Genomic DNA, 21,411 nt, shown 5'->3' with positions numbered 1-21,411 from the left:
GTTGATTATGATTCTGCAAATGACGAATGTGAAAAAGTCGTTCGGACGCCACGAGGTGCTCAAGGGCATCGATCTGACGCTGGACAAAGGCAAGGTGCTTGTCATCATCGGCCCTTCGGGATCGGGCAAGTCGACCTTGCTCCGGTGCATGAACCTGCTGGAGACGCCGACGGACGGGCTGATTAGCCTGAATGGCTTATCGCTCGATTTCTCGGGCGGACGCAAGCCGGCGAAGAACGCGGTATTGGACATCCGGAAGCGGACCGGCATGGTGTTCCAAAGTTACAATCTGTTCCCGCACCGGACCGTGCTGGAGAACATTATCGAAGGGCCGGTCATCGTCCAGCGCAAGCCAGTTGAGATGGCAAAGCTGCGCGCGGTCGAACTGCTGCGCAAAGTGGGGCTTGCGGACAAGGCGGACGCCTATCCGCATCAGCTCTCCGGCGGCCAGCAGCAGCGCGTCGGCATCGCGCGGGCGGTTGCCATGGATCCGGAGGTGCTGCTGTTCGACGAGCCGACGTCCGCGCTTGATCCCGAGCTGGTCGGCGAGGTGCTGAAGGTGATCCGGGAACTGGCGGCGGAAGGGATGACGATGGCCGTCGTCACGCACGAGATGAAATTCGCGGGCGAGGTCGCCGACCAGGTCGTCTTCATGGACAATGGCGCTGTCGTAGAGGCGGGCACGCCGGATCAGGTGCTGAAGCAACCCGCTAACGAGCGGACGAGGATGTTCCTGTCGAGGTTGACGGACACTAGATAATGATCGACCCAAGGGGAGCTGCGGCTCCTCTTTTTTAGTTTTTGCCTGGGCCAAACACGGACGCGAGCTCCTGCCAATATACTGTAGCAGTATATTGGCAAAGGAGTTAACGACGCATATGTACGGATACTACCAAGCCTATCCTTATTATGATTTTAGAGTTCAACCGCCTATGATGTGGACGCCTTCGCAAGTAGAGCTTGACCGAAAGCTCAGATCATTGTGGGAGCAGCACATATTTTGGACCCGGCTGACCGTGAACAGCATTGTCGGCCGCCTTCCCGACGAGAGCGCCACAACCGCGAGACTGCTGCGCAATGCCGACGATTTTGGCGCCGCGCTGGAGCCCTTGTACGGCACTGCGATCGCTTCGGGATTCGCCAGCTTGCTCCGCAGTCATCTGACGATAGCGGCCGAGCTGGTGAAGGCGCTCCAAGCCGGCAATACGGCGGCGGCCGAGAACGCGCAGAAGCGCTGGTATGAGAATGCGGACGAGATCGCATCATTCCTCGGCCGCATCAACCCGTATTGGTCGCAAGCGGAATGGCAGCGGATGATGTACGAGCATCTGCGGCTGTTAACTAGCGAAGTCTCCACCCGACTGATGGGGAATTATGCGGAGAACGTCGCGCTTAGCGATCGGATTGAACCGCAGGCGCTCGAGATGGCCGATACGATGACAAGCGGCATCATCCGGCAGTTCCCGGCGAATTTCGCCGGCTGACCGCAGCGGGGATTGGTGATTGAGCGCGGCAAGCGAGCCGAAGCTAACGGCAGCCGGCAGAAGCTAGCAGGAATTATCGGGAGCAGTCGGGATCTAGCAGGGGGCGCAGCGATACCAATAGCGGTACGCTTCCTTGTAACCTAACTTGGCATACAGCCTTAGCGCGGGCGCATTATTCAGCACGACGGCCAAATAGCTGAAGCGTGCGCCTTCCCTTTTTCCCCATTGCAGCAGGTGCAGGATCATCTGCTCGGCGAGTCCGCGGTTCCGGCAGCTGGGATCGGTCACGATATCGTAAAGTCCGATATACCCGCGTTCGATGACGCCGAAGCCGCAAGCAACCGCTCTTCCTTCCTCATAGAGCCGAATGAAGCCCGCTGCCGTTCGAATTTTGCCGAGCATTCGTATCATGACGGCTTGGTGATCGGCGGGCGATCCGTTCAGTCTGCAGAAGTCTGCGATCCAAGCATCGGAGGGATGATCCTCGATACTGATTGCGGCGTGTTGCGGATCACGGAGTTGATCGAGCGGCAGCGTCTGCACGCTGGTCCGATCGACTTGCTCATAACCGCGTTCCGCAAGGTGGCGATCCAACGCGGCAGGCGAGGCGTCCGTCAGCTTGAAGATTGGACGAAGCCCATTCTCCCTGTAGATCTGCTCGCAAACGTCGATTTTAGAGGTCAACTCCAGCTTGTCGGCATAGAGAGGGCTGATTGAATTGGCGCGCTTGGTGTAACCTTCGGCAAAGCGCAGCACCCAGCCGTCATAGAGCAAGGTGGAGAGCGCCGGCCAATGATTCAGCGACAGCTCTTCGATAAATGTAACGTCCATGGCATAACCTCCATTTCTACATTGAATTAATATACATTCAAATGAATAAAAATACAATATTGCATCAGTAGTAAGCATGGATCAAACAATGGTTTCGTATAAGTGTAATAATTACATTTGACTCAACGACTTGGTCATGATAGAGTTTAAAAGTAAAAATTACGGATTAACGAGTGGGTTAACTAACGCATCGGATGCGATTATGTTATCGGTCATGAAATACGTTACTCAAGACGCGATGACCTTTCTCATATGCGCTCACGCTCGCGATCACACTCGTATTCGTATCCGGGAATGAAATCACATGCTGCATAAGCGTAAAAATTACATATGGAGGTTTTCAACTATCATGAATCCCGCAATGAACGTTTCCGAATCCAATCACAAGCCGTTAACACCTGCCAAACCAATACCGGTGACCGTATTGAGCGGCTATCTCGGCGCAGGCAAGACGACGATCTTGAATCATGTGCTGAACAATCGGCAGGGCTTGCGCGTCGCCGTCATCGTTAACGACTTGAGCGAGGTGAATATCGATGCCGATCTGATCCGTGACGGCGGCGGGCTGTCGCGTACAAGCGAGACGCTCGTGGAGATGTCGAACGGCTGCATCTGCTGCACGCTTCGCGAGGACTTGCTGCGCGAGACGCAGCGGCTGGCCGAGGAAGGACGTTTCGATTACATCTTGATCGAGTCGACCGGCGTCGGCGAGCCTGTCCCCGTCGCCCAGACGTTCACGTATGTGGACGAAGAACTCGGCATCGATCTGAGTGCCGTATGCAGGCTCGATACGATGGTCACCGTCGTAGACGCTTATCGGTTCTGGCGCGATTTCGCATCGGGCGAGACGCTCATGGACCGCAGCCAAGAGGCGCACGAGGACGATACGCGCGAAGTGGTCGATTTGCTGATCGACCAGATTGAATTTTGCGACGTGCTGGTGCTGAACAAGTGCGACCTCGTCGAAGAATCCGATCTCGCACATTTGGAAGGCGTGCTGCGGAAGCTTCAACCGCGGGCGAAGCTGATCCGCGCAGAGGGCGGCAAAGTGAATCCGGCCGATATTCTGAACACGGGATCCTTCGATTTCGAAGCGGCGAGCGCTTCCGCGGGCTGGCAGCGGGAGCTGGACAAGCCTTCGCATACTCCTGAGACGGAGGAGTACGGCATCGGCTCTTTCGTATATGAGCGTGTGCGGCCGTTTCATCCGGCGCGTCTCATGGCGTGGATGTCGGACTGGCCGGAAGAAATCGTGCGGGCGAAAGGCATCATGTGGCTGGCGACGCGCAGCGATATCGGACAGAGCATCAGTCAGGCCGGCCCCTCGATCCAATTCGGCCCTTCGGGTTATTGGGTTGCGGCGCTGCCGGACGCGGAGAAGAACGACATCCTACGCGAAGAGCCGGAACTGCGCGAGGCTTGGCATCCGCGTTACGGGGACCGGATCAACAAAGTCGTGTTCATCGGCATCGGGCTAGACCCGCAGCGGATTACAGACAGCCTGGACGCTTGTCTGCTGACGGAAGAAGAGATGGCGCTAGATTGGCAATCGTTCGAGGATGAGCTGCCGAACGCGGCCATCTAGTGCGCGCCCTCGTTGGCCGGTCCTCTCCCCCCAAAAAAAAGCGACCCGCACGAATGCGGGTCCAAGTGTTTATATGAATGGGGGGTCGTTGATTCTTATTACCCCCGCTAACAGGGGATTAAACAGGCTGGCGAAATTTTTTTAAAAATGTTTTTTGCGTCATGCGGGCCGATCGAGCACGAGACATGCAAGGAGGCGAAACGTGGATTCTTTCGGGTAGAAACGGTGCAGCCGGCCGCTGTTTCTGTGTTAGGTAGAAATTTGTCGAATTTCGCTTTACAGTTTTCCTCGTCCAATCGTAATATAGCTCTGAGAGGCTTTGGAGCCGCACAGAGAGGGTATGGGGATATGTCGAAGAAGAAAGCGTTAGCGGGTCTGATTATCCCGCAAATTATTTATTTGCTGTTCGTGCTCGTCTGGATTTTCGTGTCGATCGCGTCGGTCATGATGTTCGATTCGCCCGGATCAGAGAACCATTTTGGCGTGTGGGCGATCTTTCTGCTTATCGTCGCGTACCCGGTCGGCCTGATCGCCGGACTTATTTTAAGCTGGATTTCGTTCTCCCGTAGACGGTATAAGGCGGCGCTGTTGTGGAATTGCATCCCGCTGCTGTGGGTGCTGCCAATCGGCGGTTTCCTAATTTACGCGAATTTCTTCAGTTAAATTGAATGGCACTACCCGCGAAGGTCATCTTAACCGATGGCCTTTCGCGTTTTTGCGGTCAGCCAACCAGCGGGTTGGCTTCTTTTTTTCGCCCGAATATTTGCGCCACAGCCGACGAGTGACGGTTCGCCGTGACCTAAAAAAACGTCACCATAACCAAAATCGCAAGCCTATTATTATCGCGGTCCGCATTCTACAATGAGAACAAAGAAAGGGCTTACATGATAGAGAGAGAGGAAGGTGCGGCCGATGGGCGCAAAGGCGCAAAGCGGCGCGGAGCGGGAGAGCAATACGGTAGGGAAGGCGAGAACGACTAGCATCTGGCGCAAAATTTACGGCCAGCGTTACCTTCAAGTGATGGCATTGCTCGGCGTGGCGTGGATGATCGTGTTCAACTACATTCCGATGTACGGGATTATTATCGCGTTTAAGGACTATGACATTATCTTCTCGATCTCCGAAGCGCCGTGGGTTGGCTTGGAGCATTTCAAGGCATTTCTCGAGGACGACAGCTTGCCGTACGTCATCAAGAATACGCTCGGCATGAGTTTGTTCAAGCTGCTTATCGGATTTCCGCTGCCGATTATATTCGCTCTGCTGCTCAACGAGCTTCGCTCGGCGATCTTCAAGCGGTGGGTGCAGACGATCTCGTACTTGCCTCACTTCCTGTCCTGGGTCATTCTGGGCGGCATCATGGCGACGTTCCTCGCCGACGTGGGGATCATCAACAAGATGCTGATGGCATTTGGGTGGATTGACGAACCGATCATGTATTTGGCAGAGCCGCAATATTTCTGGTCGATCGTCGTATCCTCCGACATCTGGAAGGAACTTGGCTGGTCCGCGATCATCTACCTGGCCGCCATATCGAGCGTATCGCCCGAATTGTATGAAGCGGCGACGATCGACGGGGCCGGACGGTTCCAGAAGATCTGGAATATTACGTTGCCTTCGATCAAAGGGACGATCTCGATTCTGTTCATCCTGGCGATCAGCGGTGTTCTCAATTCCAACTTCGATCAAATTCTCGTCCTGCGCAACGCGCTGAACGAGACGTCCAGTAACGTCATCGACGTCTATGTGTATCAGACCGGCTTGGCTTCCGGACGGTACTCCTATGCGACGGCAGTCGGACTGATCAAATCGTTAATCGCGCTTGTTCTGCTGCTCGCCGCTAACCGGGTGACGAAGCGGCTGAGCGATACATCCTTATTCTAGTCAAAGGCGGTGCAGCCCATGTTCTCCTTCAAGCGGCAAACCGTCTCCGAGACGGTATTCGAAATCGTTAATGCCATCATTATGCTGCTCATTTGTTTCTTAATGCTCTACCCGATCTGGTATGTCATCATCAACGCGTTCAACGACGGGGAAGATGCCATGCGCGGCGGTATCTACTGGTGGCCAAGAGAGTTCAGTTTATCCAGCTTTCACGCGGTATTCCGCAGCGAAGGCATCATGACGGCGATGGGCATTACGGTCGCCAAGACGCTCATCGGCGTGCCGGTGCATGTCTTCTTCACCGCGATGGTCGCGTACGCATTCTCCCGCAAGGAGTTGTTCGGCCGCAAGCTGTACATGCTGATCGGCACGATTACGATGTTCTTCGGCGGCGGCTTGATTCCTTACTACCTGCTCATTCGCGATCTGCATTTGCTGGATAATTTCTTAATGTACATTATTCCGGCGGCCTTCAGCTTCTTCGATCTGATCATCTTCCTGTCGTTCTTCCGGGAGATCCCGGCGGGCTTGGAGGAGGCGGCGAAGATCGACGGGGCGAACGACTTCAAGATTTTCTACAAGGTCATTCTGTTCGTCTCGCTGCCAGTCGTCGCCACGATCGCCTTGTTCCACGGGGTCTATCAATGGAACGACTATTTCACCGGCATGATCTATATGAACGATCAGAATTTGCAGCCGATCCAGACCTACCTGTACCGGGTCGTGGCACAATCGAGCTCGAACCAGATGCTCGCGGCCATGCCAAGCGGCGTATCCGTCAGCGTCACGAGCCAATCGCTCAAGCTCGCCACGATGGTGGTGACGACGGCGCCGATCGTCGTGGTCTACCCGTTCCTGCAGAAGTATTTCGTCAAAGGCTTCATGATCGGCTCCATCAAAGGTTAATCGCGGCTATGGTTATCAACCCCGCCTTACCCGGCGGGGGTTGCTAATAGATTTCAACCAAGCATAGAAAAGGGGTTAGTGTAGATGAGCAAAGTGCGCAAAATGATGACCTCGCTTACCGCGCTTACCGTCGTCTGCTCGATGGCGTTCACGCTGGCGGCATGTTCCAGCGGGAACAACAACGGAGGCGGCAACAACGGCGGCGCCAAGACGAACAACGGAGCAGCGGCAACGAATACCGCGGAAGGCGGCAGCAACGCCGCTGCGCCGGAAGAGCAGAAGCCGAGCGCGGACACGCCGGGCTGGCAGGGCAGCACCGAGCCGATCACCTTCGATTGGTACATGAACTTCTCCTGGTTCAACAAGAAGTGGGGTGGCGACGCAACGGCCGACTATATCACGAAGAAGACGGGCGTCAGCGTCAACTTCATCGTGCCGGCGGGCAACGAGAACGAGAAGCTGAACACGATGATCGCTTCGGGCAAGCTGCCGGATTTCATCACGCTCGGCTGGTATGAGGAAGGCGTGCGCAAGATGATCAACGGCAAGCTCGTGCTGCCGCTGAACGAATTGGCCGACCAGTACGATCCGTACTTCTTTAAAGTCGCCGATCCTGCTAAACTGGGATGGTACACGCAGCCCGACGGCAACGTGTACGGCTATCCGAACGCTTCTTCATCGCCGGCGGATTACGAGAAATACGGCTCCAAGTTTACGTCGAACCAGACGTTCGCGGTACGCAAAGACATGTATGAGGCGCTCGGCAAGCCGGATATGAGCACGCCGGAAGGCTTCCTCAATGCGCTGAAGGCTGCCAAGGAGAAATTCCCGGACGTGAACGGTCAGCCGCTCATTCCGCTCGGCCTGCATGAATTCACGGAGACGGGCAACTACTCGCTCGAAGGATACCTGCAGAACTTCCTGGCCATTCCGCAGCAGAAGGACGGCAAGCTGTACGACCGCCGTCTTGATCCGGAATATATCAGCTGGCTGAAGACGTTCCGTCAAGCGAACGAGATGGGCTTGCTCGCCAAAGATATTTTCATCGACAAGCGTCCGCAGATGGAAGAGAAGATCGCGCAAGGCCGTTACTTCGCGATGCTGTACCAGCGCTCCGACTTCGCGGCGCAGAACACGGCGCTTTATCAGAAAGACCCGAACATGGTGTACATCGCGGTGAACGGTCCGGCCAACTCGAAGAAAGAAGCGCCGACGCTCTCCGGCCCTGGCATCTCCGGCTGGACGCTCACGCTCATCTCGAAGGACGTCAAAGACAAGGCGCGCGCGATCCAGTTCCTCAGCTACCTGATCAGCGAAGAGGGCAACCGAGACATGTTCCTCGGCGAGAAGGGCGTTACGTATGACACGATCGACGGCAAAGACCAGTTCAAGCCGGAAGTGCTCGAACTGCTGAACAAAGACCGTACCGGCTTCGACCAGAAGTATGGCGCATCTTACACGTACTGGATGCTCATGGACACGAACATGAACCTGCAATGGGCGCCGCCTTCGGCAGAACCGGCTAAGAGCATGGAAGAATGGACGCTCGGCAAGTCGATCAGCATGTCCGAATACGACAATCTCGACGCGCCGCCGACGTCCGAAGAAGGCATCGCAGGCAGCAAAAATGCACGTACCTGGGGCAAGGCGCTGCCGAAGCTGCTGCTTTCCAAGTCCGACGCGGAGTTCGATGAGATCTGGAACGATTACGTCGCGGACCGGACGAAGAACAAGCAGGACAAAATCGACGCGTACCGTCAGAAGATGTACGAAGAGAATATGAAGAAACTGGAGGCGCTGAACAAGTAATACGCGCATCCGGCCTCGACAGAGGCAACCTAAAGACAGCCTGGAAGCTGCTCCCAGTGAGCGGCCTCCGGGCTATTACTACCTGTAGGGCAAGGAAGGTGTTGGCAGGATGGGGAAGCTTGCCCGGAACGGAAAGTTGAGCCTGATGCAGATGATTGGCCGGATGTCGATTCAACTGAAGCTGATTCTCTCGTTTATTTGCATCATATTGATCCCGATTATGCTCGTGTCGTGGTATTTGTTCAACGATGTGTATCGCAAGGCGATCGAGGATTTGAAGCGCACGAGCCAATTCATGCTCGAGGTGGAGAAGTCGAGCGTTGCCGGCAATATGGCGCTTATGGAGCGAACCGCGCAGCTGGCCATTACTCCGAACAGCGAGATCGAAGCCTATCTGGGCTCGACGGAGGAGCCGGAGACCGGCGAACTGTTCGATTTCAAGATGGAGGCCTTCGCGACGTTCCAGCAGTTCCTGTTCAACAACCCGAGCATCGCGAACATTCGGCTGTACACCGAGAATCCGAACGTGATGGAGATGTACCCGGTTATCTTTCGGGAGCGCCGCATCTTGGATAAGCCGTGGTACGAGCAAGTGACCGGGCGGAACGGATTGGTCTGGTGGGACATCGGCAGCAGTCCGAAGGATGTCGTGAACGACGTGACGGGCGGCACGCAGAACGGCTTGTACGTCTCGCTGCTGCGGGAGACCTTCTACCTCGACGGACGCCATAACGGCGTGCTGGAGGTGAAGATGGAGGCGCACAATTTCTTCGCGAAGACGTTCAGCAGCATGCAGGACAGCGAATCGCAGATGATCGTCGTCAATCGGGAGGGCCGCGCGTATACGAACGAGCAGGCGGCGATTTTTCGTGAGATCCCGGCGGGCGAGATCGTGCGTCAATTCCAGACGCGCCTCTCGGAAGTGCCGGCCAGCTTCTCCTTCACGTACAAGGGGCATCCGTTCTTGTGCATCTCAAGCGGGCTAGAGGGACTGGACAGCTATTTGCTCAACGTCGTCTCGCTGAAGGAACCGCTGGAACAAGTGAGCAAGAACCGGAACACGATCATTTTCGCGACGCTCTTCCTCATCGTCCTGCTGTCGATCAGCTCCTACGTCATGCATTCGCTCATCCTGAAGAAGCTGACGATTCTTCGGGAGTCGATGAAGCAGGTGCGCAAAGGCAATTTCAACGTCGACATCGCGATAACGAGCATGGACGAGGTCGGCGAGCTGGCCTATCATTTTCGTCAAATGCTCAAGAAAATGAACGAGCTGATCGTCGAGGCGGTCGGCCGGCAGGCGGCGACGAAGGAAGCGGAGTTGAACTCGCTCAAGAACCAGATCGACGCCCATTTTCTGTACAACACGCTGGAGAATTTGAAAATGATGGCGGAGATCGAAGGCCAGTACGCGATCTCCGACTCGCTGACGTCGCTTGGCGGCATGATGCGCTACAACCTCCAATGGACGAGCAACCACGTCCGGCTCAAAGACGAGCTGACGCATATCCAGAACTACATCGCGATCATGAACATCCGCTACGATAACCATTTGGAGCTGCATGTCGAGGTGTCGCCGGCGTACATGGACCAGGAGGTGCTGAAGATGTCGCTGCAGCCGGTCGTCGAGAATGCGGTGAAGCACGGGATGGGCGCGCGGCATGCTACCCGGGAGAAGCTGACCATCACGATCAAAGCTTACGAGCTGAACGATTGCTTGGCGATCGAGGTCAGCGATAACGGAGACGGCATCGAAGAGAGCAAGCTGCGGGAAGTGAACTTGATGATTCGACTGGAGGATGGGGAATACCAGCAGCTGCGCAGCGCGGCCGCTCGCGGCGAACGCGAAGGGAGCGGTATCGGCCTGCGCAACGTGGACCAGCGCATCGTCATGAATTACGGCAAGCCGCACGGCATTCGCGTCGAGAGCGTGGAGGGCAGCTACACCAAGGTAACGCTGACGCTGCCGTATTTAATCTTAACGGGAGGTGCGACCGCGCATGCGCAAGCTATTGATCGTGGATGACGAGAAGAACATACGCGCCGGATTGAAGGCGATGATCGAACGCGAATTTCCCGGCGGCTATGTCTTCGATTTCGCGGCCGACGGCGAGGAGGCGTTGGCTCGAATCGACGAGACGGGCGCCGATCTGGTCATTACCGATATCCGCATGCCGGTTATGGACGGCATGGCGCTGATCGACGCGCTTCATGCGCGGAAAGAACGGCCGGATGTCATCATCTTGAGCGGGCATGACGATTTCCAATACGCCAAGGCGGCTATCCGCTACGAGGTCAGGGAGTATTTGCTCAAGCCGATCGTGCGCGAGGAGCTGTTCGGCGTCCTGCGCCGGATGGAGGCCGAGCGCCAGCGGAAGGAGACGGCTGCCGGCGCGATGCGCGATTCGGCCGCGATTCAGGCGGAATTGGCGGCGACGCAGCTGAACCTGCTGTTCATGGAGCAGCTCGTTCATCCGGCGGACGTTCGCGAACGGCTGGTCAAGGCAGGTCTAGGCTGGTTGGACGAAGGCTTCTACGTCGGGGTCGTCAAGTCGGGAGAGGAGCTGCAGGGCGACGACCGGGCCAAATGGATCGCGCGCGTCGAGGAGCTGACCTGCTTGAGCGATGAAGAACGAAGTCTCCGCTTCTACGACAAGGACGGCAAGCTTGTCTTGATCTGCGGCCGCAGCGAGCCGTTGGAACGGCTTGCCGTTCAATACCGGCCCCAGAACAGATTCCGCGCCGGCCGCAGCGGACGGTTATCGGGCATGGAGATGGTCAGGACCGGCTACGAACAAGCGGCGCGGGCGCTGAAATACAGTTTGCTGCATTCCGGCAGCGGCGTCGTCCATTATTCGGATATCGGCGGCAAAGAGGTGATGGAGAAGGTCCCGCTGCAAGATATTCACAAAATCGCCAACATGCTCGGCAGCGGCCGGGATGCGGAGATGAACCGGCTGCTTCAGCACGTGCTCGATATCCGGCTGATCATGCGCTACGATATCAGTTATCTCGAAGGCATCAGCCGGGCGCTCAATGAGCATGTCTTCGATCGCGTGTTCCGGCAGTACGGCGAAGAATCGGTGGATATCCTGAAGCTGCACAAGCAGGTCGGCGACCTGTACAGCTTCGATCAATTCCATGATTATTACCGCAGCGTGGAGAGTCTGCTGCAATTGGTGAGCGATTACGTCGGCCGCATGCGGCACGTTCATCACGAACGCGGCGACCTGCAGCGGGCGATCGACTACATCCATGAGCACTACCAGCGCGACTTGAATATGGCAATGGTCTCGAATTACGTGTCGCTCAATTATTCCTATTTCAGTCAGGCGTTCAAGGATTATACCGGCGAGACGTTCGTCAGCTACTTGCGCAAGCTGCGAATGCAGAAGGCGAAGGAGCTGCTCGCGGGCACGAATATGAAGGTGTATGAGATCAGCGAACAGGCGGGCTTCGACAATGTGAAGCATTTTACCCGCGTGTTCCGCGAGATGGAGGGCGTCACTCCGCTTGAATACCGCGCCGTCCGCGAGCCTACACAGCGGTAATCTAAGGTTATCAGGTTAAGCGCGTCGGCACGGGTGAAAGAGCGGCCGGCTCACATCAATGGCAGGCCGCGGATTCTTCACCCGTACATTTCCTCGTAACCTGACAACATGGAGCGGTAAGCGGGAGGGGAGCGTGGCATCCGTCAAGCACCGAAGCAGCAGGCGCGCCGCCACAATCGCAATCGGGAAGAAGCATAGTGCATGCGGCTATGGTAAAGTCGAGGCATGGCTTGCGTGGCCGAGGGGGAGAGACTCGTTGACGGGAGATGCGCGTCGCTTACGGGACGGATAGTTCAGCCCGCGAGCGCACTGCCTTTACGGGGCAGTCTCCCTATCAGGCGCGCTTGCAACTATCGCGAGAGAGGTGCTAGGCGGCATGCAAAAAATTAACCCGTTTCTTTGGTATAACGACAATGCGGAAGAGGCGATCCGCCACTATATTTCGATTTTCGAAGGAGGGCGAATCGTAAGCGAGAGCCGTTACGGCGAGCATGGGCCAGGGCCGGCGGGATCGCTCATATCGGCTACCTTCGAGCTGGAGGGCCAGACGTTCATGGCGTTGAACGGCGGACCGATGTACACGTTCACGCCGGCGATCTCTCTCTTCGTCAATTGCGAGACGCAGGAGGAGGTCGATCGTCTATGGGAGCAGCTGCTCGCGGGAGGCGGGGAGCCAAGCCGCTGCGGCTGGCTGACGGACAAATTCGGCGTCTCCTGGCAGATCATTCCTCGCAGGCTGGGCGAGCTGCTCCACGGCGGCGACCCGGCTCGTTCGGCGCGAGCCATGCAGGCAATGCTTGGCATGAGCAAGCTCGACGTGGCGCAGCTGCAGCGCGCGTATGACGGCGAAGCGGGAGAATAGGCGTCTATTTTCGGCGTAAGCCCGAGATTGGGGCATGCACCAACAACACAACCCGCCGGGTACCGCGCTTGACGCGTCCCAGCGGGTTGTGTTGTTTCTCGTGCAATTAGCTTTAATACAGCGTCTTCGTCGCCTCCATCGTGAAGGGAACGAGCTCGTCGTTGCGCCCGTCGCGAATCTTCGCCGCCCAGGCCGGGTCGGCAAGCAGGGCACGACCGACGGCGATCAGGTCGAACTCGCCGGCCTCAAGCCGATCGAGCAGGCCGTCGATGCGTTCAACCTCCGAGCTCGCGCCTTTGCGGAAGTAATCCATGAAGTCGCCGTCCAGACCGACGGAGCCGACGGAGATGACCGGCTTGCCCGTCAGCTTCTTCGTCCAGCCGGCGAGGTTCAGCTCCGAGCCTTCGAACTCCGGCTCCCAGAACCGGCGGGTCGAGCAGTGGAACACATCGACGCCCGCTTCGACCAGCGGCGTCAAGAATTGCTCAAGCTCCTCCGGCGTTGCGGCGAGCTTGGCGGTATAATCCGAGCTCTTCCATTGCGAGAACCGCAGCACGATCGGGAACTCCGGTCCGACGGCCGCGCGGCAGGCGCGAATCACCTCAGCTGCGAATGCCGTGCGCTGGACGAGATCCCCGCCGTAGCGGTCCGTGCGGCGGTTCGTACGTTCCCAGAAGAACTGGTCGATCAGATAGCCGTGCGCCCCGTGCAGCTCGATGCCGTCGAAGCCGACGCGCTTCGCGTCGGCGGCTGCTTGCGCGAAGGCGGCCACCAGCGCGCCGATCTCCTCCTCCGAGAGCGGCTCGTTCACGGGGTTGCCTTCGAGATCCAAGCCGGATGGACCGACCGGCGGCGCTTCCGGATTCGGCTCGCTGCCGACCTTGCGCGCCATTCCGACATGCCATAGCTGCGGGATGATGCGGCCGCCGGCCTCATGCACCGCCTTCACGACGTTCGCCCACCCTTGGAGCGCCTCTTCGCCATGGAAGCTCGGCCAATTCGGGCTGGCGCCCGCTGCCGGATGGTTGATGAGCGTGCCTTCCGTCACGATCAGGCCGACGCCGTTCTCGGCGCGCCGGCGGTAATAGTCCGCGACGTCTTGGCCGGGAACGCCGTTCGGCGAGAACCCGCGTGTCATCGGCGCCATGACGACACGGTTGGCGAGCTTGAACCCGGCCGATTCGAACGGCTCGAACAGGGCGGCTGTGGACACATCTTGTTTGGCGTTTTCTTGAAGCGACATGATTGATTCCTCCTCGCATTGGGAACAGATGGAATTGGATAGCATAGCCTTTATGTTGCTTCGCTCATCTTCTCACATCTGCTTACGAAAATGAAGTAACTACGGTTCAGTGTCGAGAAAATGAGCCAGAAGACCTAAGGACTGCCGTCCAATTTTACAGCGTGACGAGGGTGAGGCCAATTCCGACTGGCGGTTACGGGTTGGCGACGATGACGCCAGATCAGCTTGCGGAGTGGGCGGCGGAGCCTTCGTGACTGTGCGGAGCCTTTGGCAGCACGTGCCGAGCGCCGCGGAGCTGACGTCGATGAGCCTTCCGCATTATTCTGTTCTGCCTCCTCAGGCGATAGTTACGGGGAGTCCGGCAAAAAAACGAAATGGCGGCAGCTATCGTCGCTTTGCCGCATTTTAACTGGCCGCTATTGACAGAAGGGGCTCGAATTCGGTAAAGTTGTGTCAGCTTGAATATGAAGCTTGGAAGGGAACCAGTAGCGTGAACGAACGCGATGCCAGAGAGCCGGCGGGGGTGCAAGCCGGTACGCGCGTGAACGTGAATTACATCCTGGAGCTCCATGATCCGAAACTGACCTGCAGGCAGAAGGACATGGCGGCCGCCGACCGTTAACCGGCATGAGTGGAACAAGCGCAGTTCGGCGCGTGTTCAATTAGGGTGGTACCGCGATGACTCGTCCCTGTCGATGACAGAGACGGGTCTTTTTTGTTTTAATGACGATGCAGATGGAGGGGTTCACATGACAACAACAACGAATGTAACAAGCCAAGATCTATTGGAGGATTTGGAATACCGTGGATTGGTGTACCAAGTGACGGACCGCGAGAACCTGGATAAGAAGCTGAAGAGCGAGCGCGTCACGCTGTACTGCGGCTTCGACCCGACGGCGGACAGCCTGCACATCGGCAGTCTGCTGCCGATTCTGACCCTTCGCCGCTTCCAGCTGGCAGGCCACATCTCGCTCGCGCTGGTCGGCGGCGGCACCGGTCTGATCGGCGATCCAAGCGGACGTTCTTCCGAGCGTTCCTTGAACACGGCCGATACGGTAGCGAGCTGGACGGACAGCCTGAAGAAGCAGCTGTCGCGTTTCCTTGATTTCGAGAATAAGGACAATGCGGCGAAGCTGGTCAGCAACTACGACTGGATTGCACCTCTCGACGTCATCACATTCCTGCGTGACGTGGGCAAGAACTTCACCGTCAACTACATGCTGGCGAAGGATTCGGTTGACTCGCGTCTGGCGAATGGCATCTCCTTCACCGAATTCAGCTACATGATTCTGCAAGCGTACGACTTCCACAAGCTGCACCAGGAGCAGAACTGCTCGCTGCAGCTCGGCGGCAGCGACCAATGGGGCAACATTACGGCAGGTCTGGATCTTATCGGCAAAATGGGCGGCGGCGACGCGTTCGGTCTGACGATGCCGCTCGTCACGAAGAGCGATGGCAAGAAGTTCGGCAAGTCCGAGTCCGGCGCGATCTGGCTCGATCGGAGCAAGACGAGCGCGTACCAGTTCTACCAGTTCTGGATCAACACCGACGACAGCGACGTCATCAAGTTCCTGAAGTACTTCACGTTCCTCACGCGCGAGCAGATCGAAGCGCTCGAAGCCGAGCTTGCGGCTCATCCAGAGAAGCGCGGAGCGCAGCGCGAGCTGGCCCGCGAAGTGACGCGCATTGTACACGGCGAAGAGGCGGTGGAGAGCGCGGAGAAAATTACGCAGGCGCTCTTCTCCGGCGATGTGACGAAGCTGAGCGAGTCCGAGCTCGTCGAAGCGCTGTCCGACATGCCGACGACCGTCATTAGCGGCGGCGAAGACCGCGGTCTCATCGACCTGCTCATCGAGAGCGGCGCGGCTCCGTCCCGCCGCCAAGCGAAGCAGGATATCGAGAGCGGCGCGGTGTCCGTCAACGGCGAGAAGCTGACGAGCATCGACGCGCAGATCGGCGATGCGCACAAGCTGCACGGCAAATACGCGGTCATCAAGCGCGGCAAGAAGAATTACTACCTGGCGAAATTCGAATAGCGATTAACGACCGGCGTCCGATATGCTGACTGGAGCAAGCGGACGTCGGCGGACATCCAGACATGGCGTGCGAATTGAATCTCAATTTGGCACGCCGTTTTTTTCACCGTCAAAAAACCTATGGGGAGGAACTCTTATGAAGCCGCTCAAAATGCCAATGGAGCAGAAGCTGGTTTTGGCCGAGAAGGTCCAGTCTTACGTCTATGACGAATTCGACAAGGAGATCGGCCAACTGGCTGCCGAGAACCTCGTTGACTTTATGCTGAAGGAGCTGTCACCCTTCATCTATAACCAAGCGCTCGGCGACGCCAGAGCGGTTATCCGCGACAAGGTGGCTTCGCTCGAAGAAGAGCTGTATGCGATCGAGAAGCCGATGACGGATGCGCGGAGACGTTAGGGGCGTGTGCCATGACGTTAGAGAAAAGCAATGTTCTCGATGTAGTTGCAGTCAATCTCCAAAATAACAGAGTTGAGATGGTAATCATCGATTCACTCGATTGGCAGGAGGAGTTAACTCACCTACAGCTGCTTCAGGCGAAGATTAACAACTATCTCGCTGTTATAGAGAATGGAGAAATTTATTCCGTTTATGAGCATGCAGTTGGGCGTGAGTTTGATATCGTGGTTCGGTTCCTGCATCCATTCCCAGAGAGCTGCGTCCCTTTCTTCATCAGAGCACAAGAAATATTGCTCACTTTCGGGATTGGCTTTGACTATAAGGTTGGATAAAATTCAAGACTTGAAGGACGGATATGCAGGAATAGTGAAGGGATATGAATGCGGGGATCCTCGCCCCGACCAGACGGAACGCTGGTTTCTCTACGTCGCGGCTTCCTATCTATATCTCGGTAACAAGCAAGGGTCGTTAGACGTCATCGAGAACAAGTTCGGTAAACCTGGACAACGACGTAGGTACAGCGCGGCGTACGTTTATCTTCAAGGAGATTTAGAATAAACCAAAAACCTTCATCCCGCCTTGCGGTGGAATGAAGGTTTTTCGCATTTACTGCCCCAGCTGACTAAGCTGTCCAAGCGTATCGGTGATGTTGCCGAGCGTCTGAATAATCGGCGCTTGCTGGAGCGCCTCGAGGTCAATGACATTCGTCTTGATCTGCTCCAAATACGTGTTGACCTGTTGCAGCAGCGTCTCGTTGTAGCCGACGAGCGTCTGGTGAACGTCCTCGGCGAAGCCGGGAGCGGTCAGGTCGTTGAACTGGATAATCTCGTTCTTCATCGTCTCGAACGACTGCTGCAAGCTGTCGCGGGCTGCCGGATCGAGAAGCGCCTGCTCGGCCAGCGTCGGCAGGTTGTTCGCGAAATCGGTCGCGTTATTGACATAGGACGTCGCCTCATTGACATAATCCAGGGAGCTGTTCACGGTATCGAGCACCGAGCAGCCGGCCGTGAAGATGACGCTAAGGACGAGGAGCAGCAGGAGTAGAGGTCGTTTCATGTTCATGGGTGAGTGGCCTCCAATCGTTTTTTGCCTTTACCCCTTACTACTCCGCTGGGTGCGGCAAGGTTTCCGTTTTTTCGGCAGACGGGCGAACAGGCAGCGGTAAAGCGGATGAGGCAAAACACTTGCGATGACCAATAGGCTGACGGAGTAGAACGTGGTTTTGATCAAGGTGATACCGGGAGCGGCCAACAGCATCGGATCGGAGAGTCACGGAAAATGGCAAAGACTCGTCAGCGGCAAGCCGTTATGGCACATCCTGCCACCGCCTTTCCGCCCATGCGCGATATCTGGTATGATAGGAACAAATGATCGTTTTTTATGCGGAGAGGGAAAGGAACGTTGGCCATGGCTTTTGAATATACGGATGACGACGTCAGGCTGTTGTGCGGCCGGTTCGCGTTCGAGGAGGGCGAAGCGATCCAGCGGGCGGGCGGGGTGACCGTGCTGCGTTACGACCCGGACGAGCCGCTGTGCGAAGCGAACGTACGCACGCACAAGGACTGGATCGTCAGCATCGCGCTCGACCGGCGGGGCGATATCGCGGCCTCGTGCAGCTGTCCGGACTTCGATCCGGATGACAAATATTGCGAGCACACCGCCGCGATGATGCTTCATCTGCTGGACGAGCCGGACATCCCGGCCGAAGCGCTGCGCGTCAAGGGCGGGACGGCGGGCGATGCGCAGCTGACGAGCGGCATACTGGAGCTGTTCCGGCACAAGCCGCGCGCGACCAGCGGGACCGCGCTCGTCGTGCGGGATACGCGAGAGGCGGTCGAAGCGGAGTTCACCTGCGTTGTTTTCTCGTCCGGATACCGCAATTACCGCATCGGACTGGAGCTGAAGGTGGGGACGGGCAAGCGGCTGTACGTCGTGCCGGATATCGGCTTATTCCTGGATGCAATCGCGCTGCGGGCGGTGCAGCCTTTCGCGAAGAGCTTTGCCTACGATCCCGCGCGGCACCGGTTCAAGCTCGAGGATGACGCGGTGCTGACGGAGCTTCGGCGGATCATCGCGAATGAGGCGCTGTATCGGGAGCAGACCCAAGCGGCGGCCGCCTCCGCCAAACAACGTAGCAAGCAGCCGGGCCGGATGGTGCTCATCCCGCCGGCCGACTGGGAGATCGTGCTGCCGCTGCTGGCACATTGCGAGTCCGTCGTTATCGACCGGGAGGGCGAGTTCTCCGCAGGGCTCCAGGTTAGCGGCGATCAACCGCCGATCCGCTTCGAATTCGCCGAGCAAGAGGATGCGGGCTTCGTGCTAGAGGCCCATGGACTTGACGAGGTTACGGTGCTCGCCGATTACGGCATGGTGCTGTGCGAAGGGAAGATGCACAAGCTTCCGCTTGAAGCCTGCAAGCAGCTGGCCGAGCTGAAGAATATGCTGGACGCTTCGCGAAGACGTCAGGTCGCGATTGCGCCCGCGCACATCGAGCCATTCATGGAGAAAGTCGTGCCCGGTCTCATGAAGATCGGACACGTTCATGTCGCGCGCAGCGTCACGGAGCGGATCGTGCAGACGCCGCTCGTCGCCAAGCTGTACCTCGACCGGATTCGCGACCGGCTGCTGGCGGAGCTCGAGTTCGTCTATGGGGACATCGTGTTCAACCCGCTGGCTGGTCTTGCCGAACATCCAGGCGAGCAGCAGCGGATCTTGCTTCGCGACGGCGACAAGGAGAATCAAATCCTCGATCTCATGGATCAAAGCGGCTTCGTGAAGACGGAGCTCGGCTATTTCATGCATGAAGAGGAAGCCGAATACGAATTTCTTCACCACGTCGTGCCGAAGCTCGAGAAGCTGCTGCGGGTATACGCGACGGCGGCGGTCAAGACGCGCGTGTTCGTCCCGAACGCGCCGCCGGGCATTCGGGCCGAGGTCGACGAGCGGACCGACTGGCTGGAATTCAAGTTCGAGCTGACGGGTATCTCCGATGGCGAGATCCGCAGCGTCCTGAAGGCAGTGGTGGAGCGGCGTCGCTACCATCGTCTCCCGGACGGGGCGCTTATGCCGCTCGAGGGCAAGGAGTACGAGGACATTCTCCGCTTCATGAACGAGATGGGGATTAGTGCGACCGAATTGACCCGCGCGCAGATCCGCGTGCCCGTCGCGCGGGCGCTCCATATCGCGGATAACGGGGAATACGGCCGCTCGGTCACGCTCGGCAAGGCGTTCCGCCAGCTGCTGGCGCATGTTCGCAACCCGGATCACTTGGAGTTCGAGCTGCCGACAAGTCTTGAGCCGGTGCTGCGAGATTACCAGAAGTACGGTTTTCAATGGATGCGAACGTTGGCGCATTACCGGTTCGGCGGCATACTGGCGGATGATATGGGACTGGGCAAAACAATCCAGAGCATCGCGTTCCTGCTCTCCATGCTGCCGGAGATACGAGAACATGGGCAGCCTGCTCTCATCATCGCGCCGGCGTCGCTTATGTATAACTGGCTGAGCGAGCTGAAGAAGTTCGCGCCGGACATTCGGGCGGTCATCGCGGATGGCACGCGTCAGGAGCGCTCCGGCAAGCTAAGCAGCCTAGGCCATGTCGATGCCGTCATTACCTCGTATCCGCTCATCCGCAGAGACGTCGCGATGTACGCCGGAACCGCCTTCCATACGATTATTCTGGACGAAGCTCAGTTCGTGAAGAACTTCGCGACGCAGACGGCGCAAGCGGTCAAGGCGCTGCAGGCGAAGCACCGGTTCGCGCTGACGGGGACGCCGCTCGAGAACGCGGTGGAGGAGCTGTGGTCGGTATTCGGCGCCGTCTTCCCGGACTTGTTCCCAACCCGCAAGGCATTCGCCGATCTGACGCGGGAGAGCGTCGCGCGCCGCGCAAGGCCGTTCCTGCTGCGCCGCCTCAAGACGGACGTGCTGAAGGAGCTGCCGGAGAAGATCGAGTCCCTGCAAGCTTCGCAGCTGCTGCCGGAGCAGAAGAAGCTGTACGTCTCCTATCTTGCCAAGCTGAGGGCGGAGACGGCGAAGCATCTCGACGACGACCGCGGCTTCCAGCAGCACCGGATCAAGATCTTGGCCGGAATTACACGGCTGCGCCAAATTTGCTGTCACCCGTCATTGTTCGTCGAAGGGTATGCGGGCAGCTCGGCGAAGTTCGAGCAGCTGCTCGCGATCGTGGACGAGTGCCGCAGCACGGGCAAGCGGATGCTCATTTTCTCGCAGTTCACCGAGATGCTCGGGCTGATCGCCAAGGACCTGGTGAAGGAAGGCATTCCGTATTTTTACCTGGATGGGAGCACGAAGGCATCCGAACGCGTGGAGCTGTGCAACCGATTCAACGACGGCGAGCGGGACGTGTTCCTCGCTTCGCTCAAAGCCGGCGGCACGGGGCTCAATCTGACCGGAGCCGACACCGTCGTGCTGTACGATCTTTGGTGGAATCCCGCGGTCGAGCAGCAGGCGATGGACCGGGCGCACCGGATCGGCCAGACGAAGATCGTGCAGGTCATCCGGCTCGTCTCCCACGGCACCGTGGAGGACAAGATGTACGACCTCCAACAGCGTAAACGCACCTTGATCGACACGATCATTCAGCCGGGCGAGGAACAGCTCTCCTCGCTAAGCGAAGCGGACATTCGCGAGATACTTGCGATCGGCGCGGAGGAGCGGGAGATGGAAGCGTAAGGCGCGGCCATAAGCGAGAGGCGCCGGAGCCGAAGGAAGCGTATCGCGTCAGGGTAAACTAACGCCCGAACCGATGCAAGCATCCCGCGTCATGATTAACCGACGCCTAAGTCGAAGCGAACGTTAGGTGT

Annotated in this window: 17 protein-coding genes and 1 other annotated feature; of the genes, 14 read left to right on the top strand and 3 right to left on the bottom strand. The window is 57.7% G+C overall.

Features of this window, described 5'->3' with window-relative positions:
* Window positions 1-10: 10 nt before the first annotated feature.
* Window positions 11-760: an amino acid ABC transporter ATP-binding protein gene (locus tag ACFFSY_RS28515; protein ID WP_377501540.1), complete on the top strand. Its 750-nt coding sequence runs from the start codon at window positions 11-13 to the stop codon at window positions 758-760.
* 256 nt (window positions 761-1,016) lie between these two features.
* Entirely contained in the window at window positions 1,017-1,484 is a 468-nt protein-coding gene (locus tag ACFFSY_RS28510) for an acetylglutamate kinase (RefSeq protein ID WP_377500595.1), read from the top strand.
* A gap of 93 nt (window positions 1,485-1,577) precedes the next feature.
* Here the strand turns inward: ACFFSY_RS28510 and ACFFSY_RS28505 are convergent, their stop codons facing one another.
* A complete protein-coding gene (locus ACFFSY_RS28505; protein WP_377500593.1) occupies window positions 1,578-2,315 on the bottom strand; it encodes a GNAT family N-acetyltransferase in 738 nt (245 codons plus the stop codon).
* Window positions 2,316-2,664: 349 nt separating this feature from the next.
* Here ACFFSY_RS28505 and ACFFSY_RS28500 point away from each other — a divergent pair, with 349 nt between their 5' ends.
* From ACFFSY_RS28500 to ACFFSY_RS28465, 8 genes are all read left to right on the top strand, one after another.
* On the top strand, window positions 2,665-3,900 hold the full coding sequence (locus tag ACFFSY_RS28500; protein ID WP_377500591.1) for a GTP-binding protein: 1,236 nt from the start codon (window positions 2,665-2,667) through the stop codon (window positions 3,898-3,900).
* Between the two features lie 348 nt (window positions 3,901-4,248).
* Window positions 4,249-4,563, top strand: coding sequence for a hypothetical protein (locus ACFFSY_RS28495; RefSeq protein WP_377500589.1), 315 nt, complete (start codon window positions 4,249-4,251; stop codon window positions 4,561-4,563).
* Between the two features lie 249 nt (window positions 4,564-4,812).
* Window positions 4,813-5,781: an ABC transporter permease gene (locus tag ACFFSY_RS28490; protein WP_377500587.1), complete on the top strand. Its 969-nt coding sequence runs from the start codon at window positions 4,813-4,815 to the stop codon at window positions 5,779-5,781.
* Window positions 5,782-5,799: 18 nt separating this feature from the next.
* A complete protein-coding gene (locus ACFFSY_RS28485) occupies window positions 5,800-6,687 on the top strand; it encodes a carbohydrate ABC transporter permease (RefSeq protein ID WP_377500585.1) in 888 nt (295 codons plus the stop codon).
* 84 nt (window positions 6,688-6,771) lie between these two features.
* The gene (locus tag ACFFSY_RS28480) at window positions 6,772-8,496 is read left to right on the top strand and encodes a type 2 periplasmic-binding domain-containing protein (protein WP_377500584.1); all 1,725 of its coding nucleotides are present in this window, start codon (window positions 6,772-6,774) and stop codon (window positions 8,494-8,496) included.
* Window positions 8,497-8,605: 109 nt separating this feature from the next.
* Window positions 8,606-10,522 carry a sensor histidine kinase gene (locus ACFFSY_RS28475; RefSeq protein WP_377500582.1) on the top strand — a complete coding sequence of 639 codons (1,917 nt, stop codon included), beginning with the start codon at window positions 8,606-8,608 and terminating at the stop codon, window positions 10,520-10,522.
* Window positions 10,497-12,047 (top strand): response regulator, encoded by a 1,551-nt coding sequence (locus tag ACFFSY_RS28470; RefSeq protein WP_377500580.1) that lies wholly within the window; start codon window positions 10,497-10,499, stop codon window positions 12,045-12,047. The genes ACFFSY_RS28475 and ACFFSY_RS28470 overlap by 26 nt, the downstream gene beginning before the upstream one ends.
* A 376-nt stretch (window positions 12,048-12,423) precedes the next feature.
* Window positions 12,424-12,909 carry a VOC family protein gene (locus ACFFSY_RS28465; RefSeq protein WP_377500578.1) on the top strand — a complete coding sequence of 162 codons (486 nt, stop codon included), beginning with the start codon at window positions 12,424-12,426 and terminating at the stop codon, window positions 12,907-12,909.
* Between the two features lie 112 nt (window positions 12,910-13,021).
* Here the strand turns inward: ACFFSY_RS28465 and ACFFSY_RS28460 are convergent, their stop codons facing one another.
* Entirely contained in the window at window positions 13,022-14,152 is a 1,131-nt protein-coding gene (locus tag ACFFSY_RS28460) for an NADH:flavin oxidoreductase (RefSeq protein WP_377500576.1), read from the bottom strand.
* 463 nt (window positions 14,153-14,615) lie between these two features.
* Window positions 14,616-14,846, top strand: a binding site (T-box leader).
* Window positions 14,847-14,901: 55 nt separating this feature from the next.
* Here ACFFSY_RS28460 and tyrS point away from each other — a divergent pair.
* From tyrS to ACFFSY_RS28445, 3 genes are all read left to right on the top strand, one after another.
* A complete protein-coding gene (gene tyrS, locus ACFFSY_RS28455; RefSeq protein WP_377500574.1) occupies window positions 14,902-16,188 on the top strand; it encodes a tyrosine--tRNA ligase in 1,287 nt (428 codons plus the stop codon).
* Window positions 16,189-16,324: 136 nt separating this feature from the next.
* Window positions 16,325-16,585 carry a DUF2164 domain-containing protein gene (locus tag ACFFSY_RS28450; RefSeq protein WP_377500572.1) on the top strand — a complete coding sequence of 87 codons (261 nt, stop codon included), beginning with the start codon at window positions 16,325-16,327 and terminating at the stop codon, window positions 16,583-16,585.
* An 11-nt stretch (window positions 16,586-16,596) separates the two neighbouring features.
* Window positions 16,597-16,917, top strand: a complete 321-nt coding sequence (locus ACFFSY_RS28445; RefSeq protein WP_377500570.1) for a DUF6572 domain-containing protein — start codon at window positions 16,597-16,599, stop codon at window positions 16,915-16,917.
* A 274-nt stretch (window positions 16,918-17,191) separates the two neighbouring features.
* On the opposite strand, the gene ACFFSY_RS28440 is transcribed toward ACFFSY_RS28445, so the two are convergent.
* Window positions 17,192-17,647 carry a DUF6376 family protein gene (locus tag ACFFSY_RS28440; protein WP_377500568.1) on the bottom strand — a complete coding sequence of 152 codons (456 nt, stop codon included), beginning with the start codon at window positions 17,645-17,647 and terminating at the stop codon, window positions 17,192-17,194.
* A 345-nt stretch (window positions 17,648-17,992) separates the two neighbouring features.
* Here ACFFSY_RS28440 and ACFFSY_RS28435 point away from each other — a divergent pair, with 345 nt between their 5' ends.
* Entirely contained in the window at window positions 17,993-21,280 is a 3,288-nt protein-coding gene (locus ACFFSY_RS28435) for a DEAD/DEAH box helicase (protein ID WP_377500566.1), read from the top strand.
* The last annotated feature ends 131 nt before the right edge of the window (window positions 21,281-21,411 follow it).

Origin of the sequence: Paenibacillus aurantiacus (assembly GCF_042431225.1) — a bacterium.
Taxonomy (GTDB): Bacteria; Bacillota; Bacilli; order Paenibacillales; family Paenibacillaceae; genus Paenibacillus_Z; species Paenibacillus_Z aurantiacus.
The sequence above is the reverse complement of the archived record's forward strand: the minus strand, read 5'-3'. Positions and strand labels throughout refer to the sequence as shown.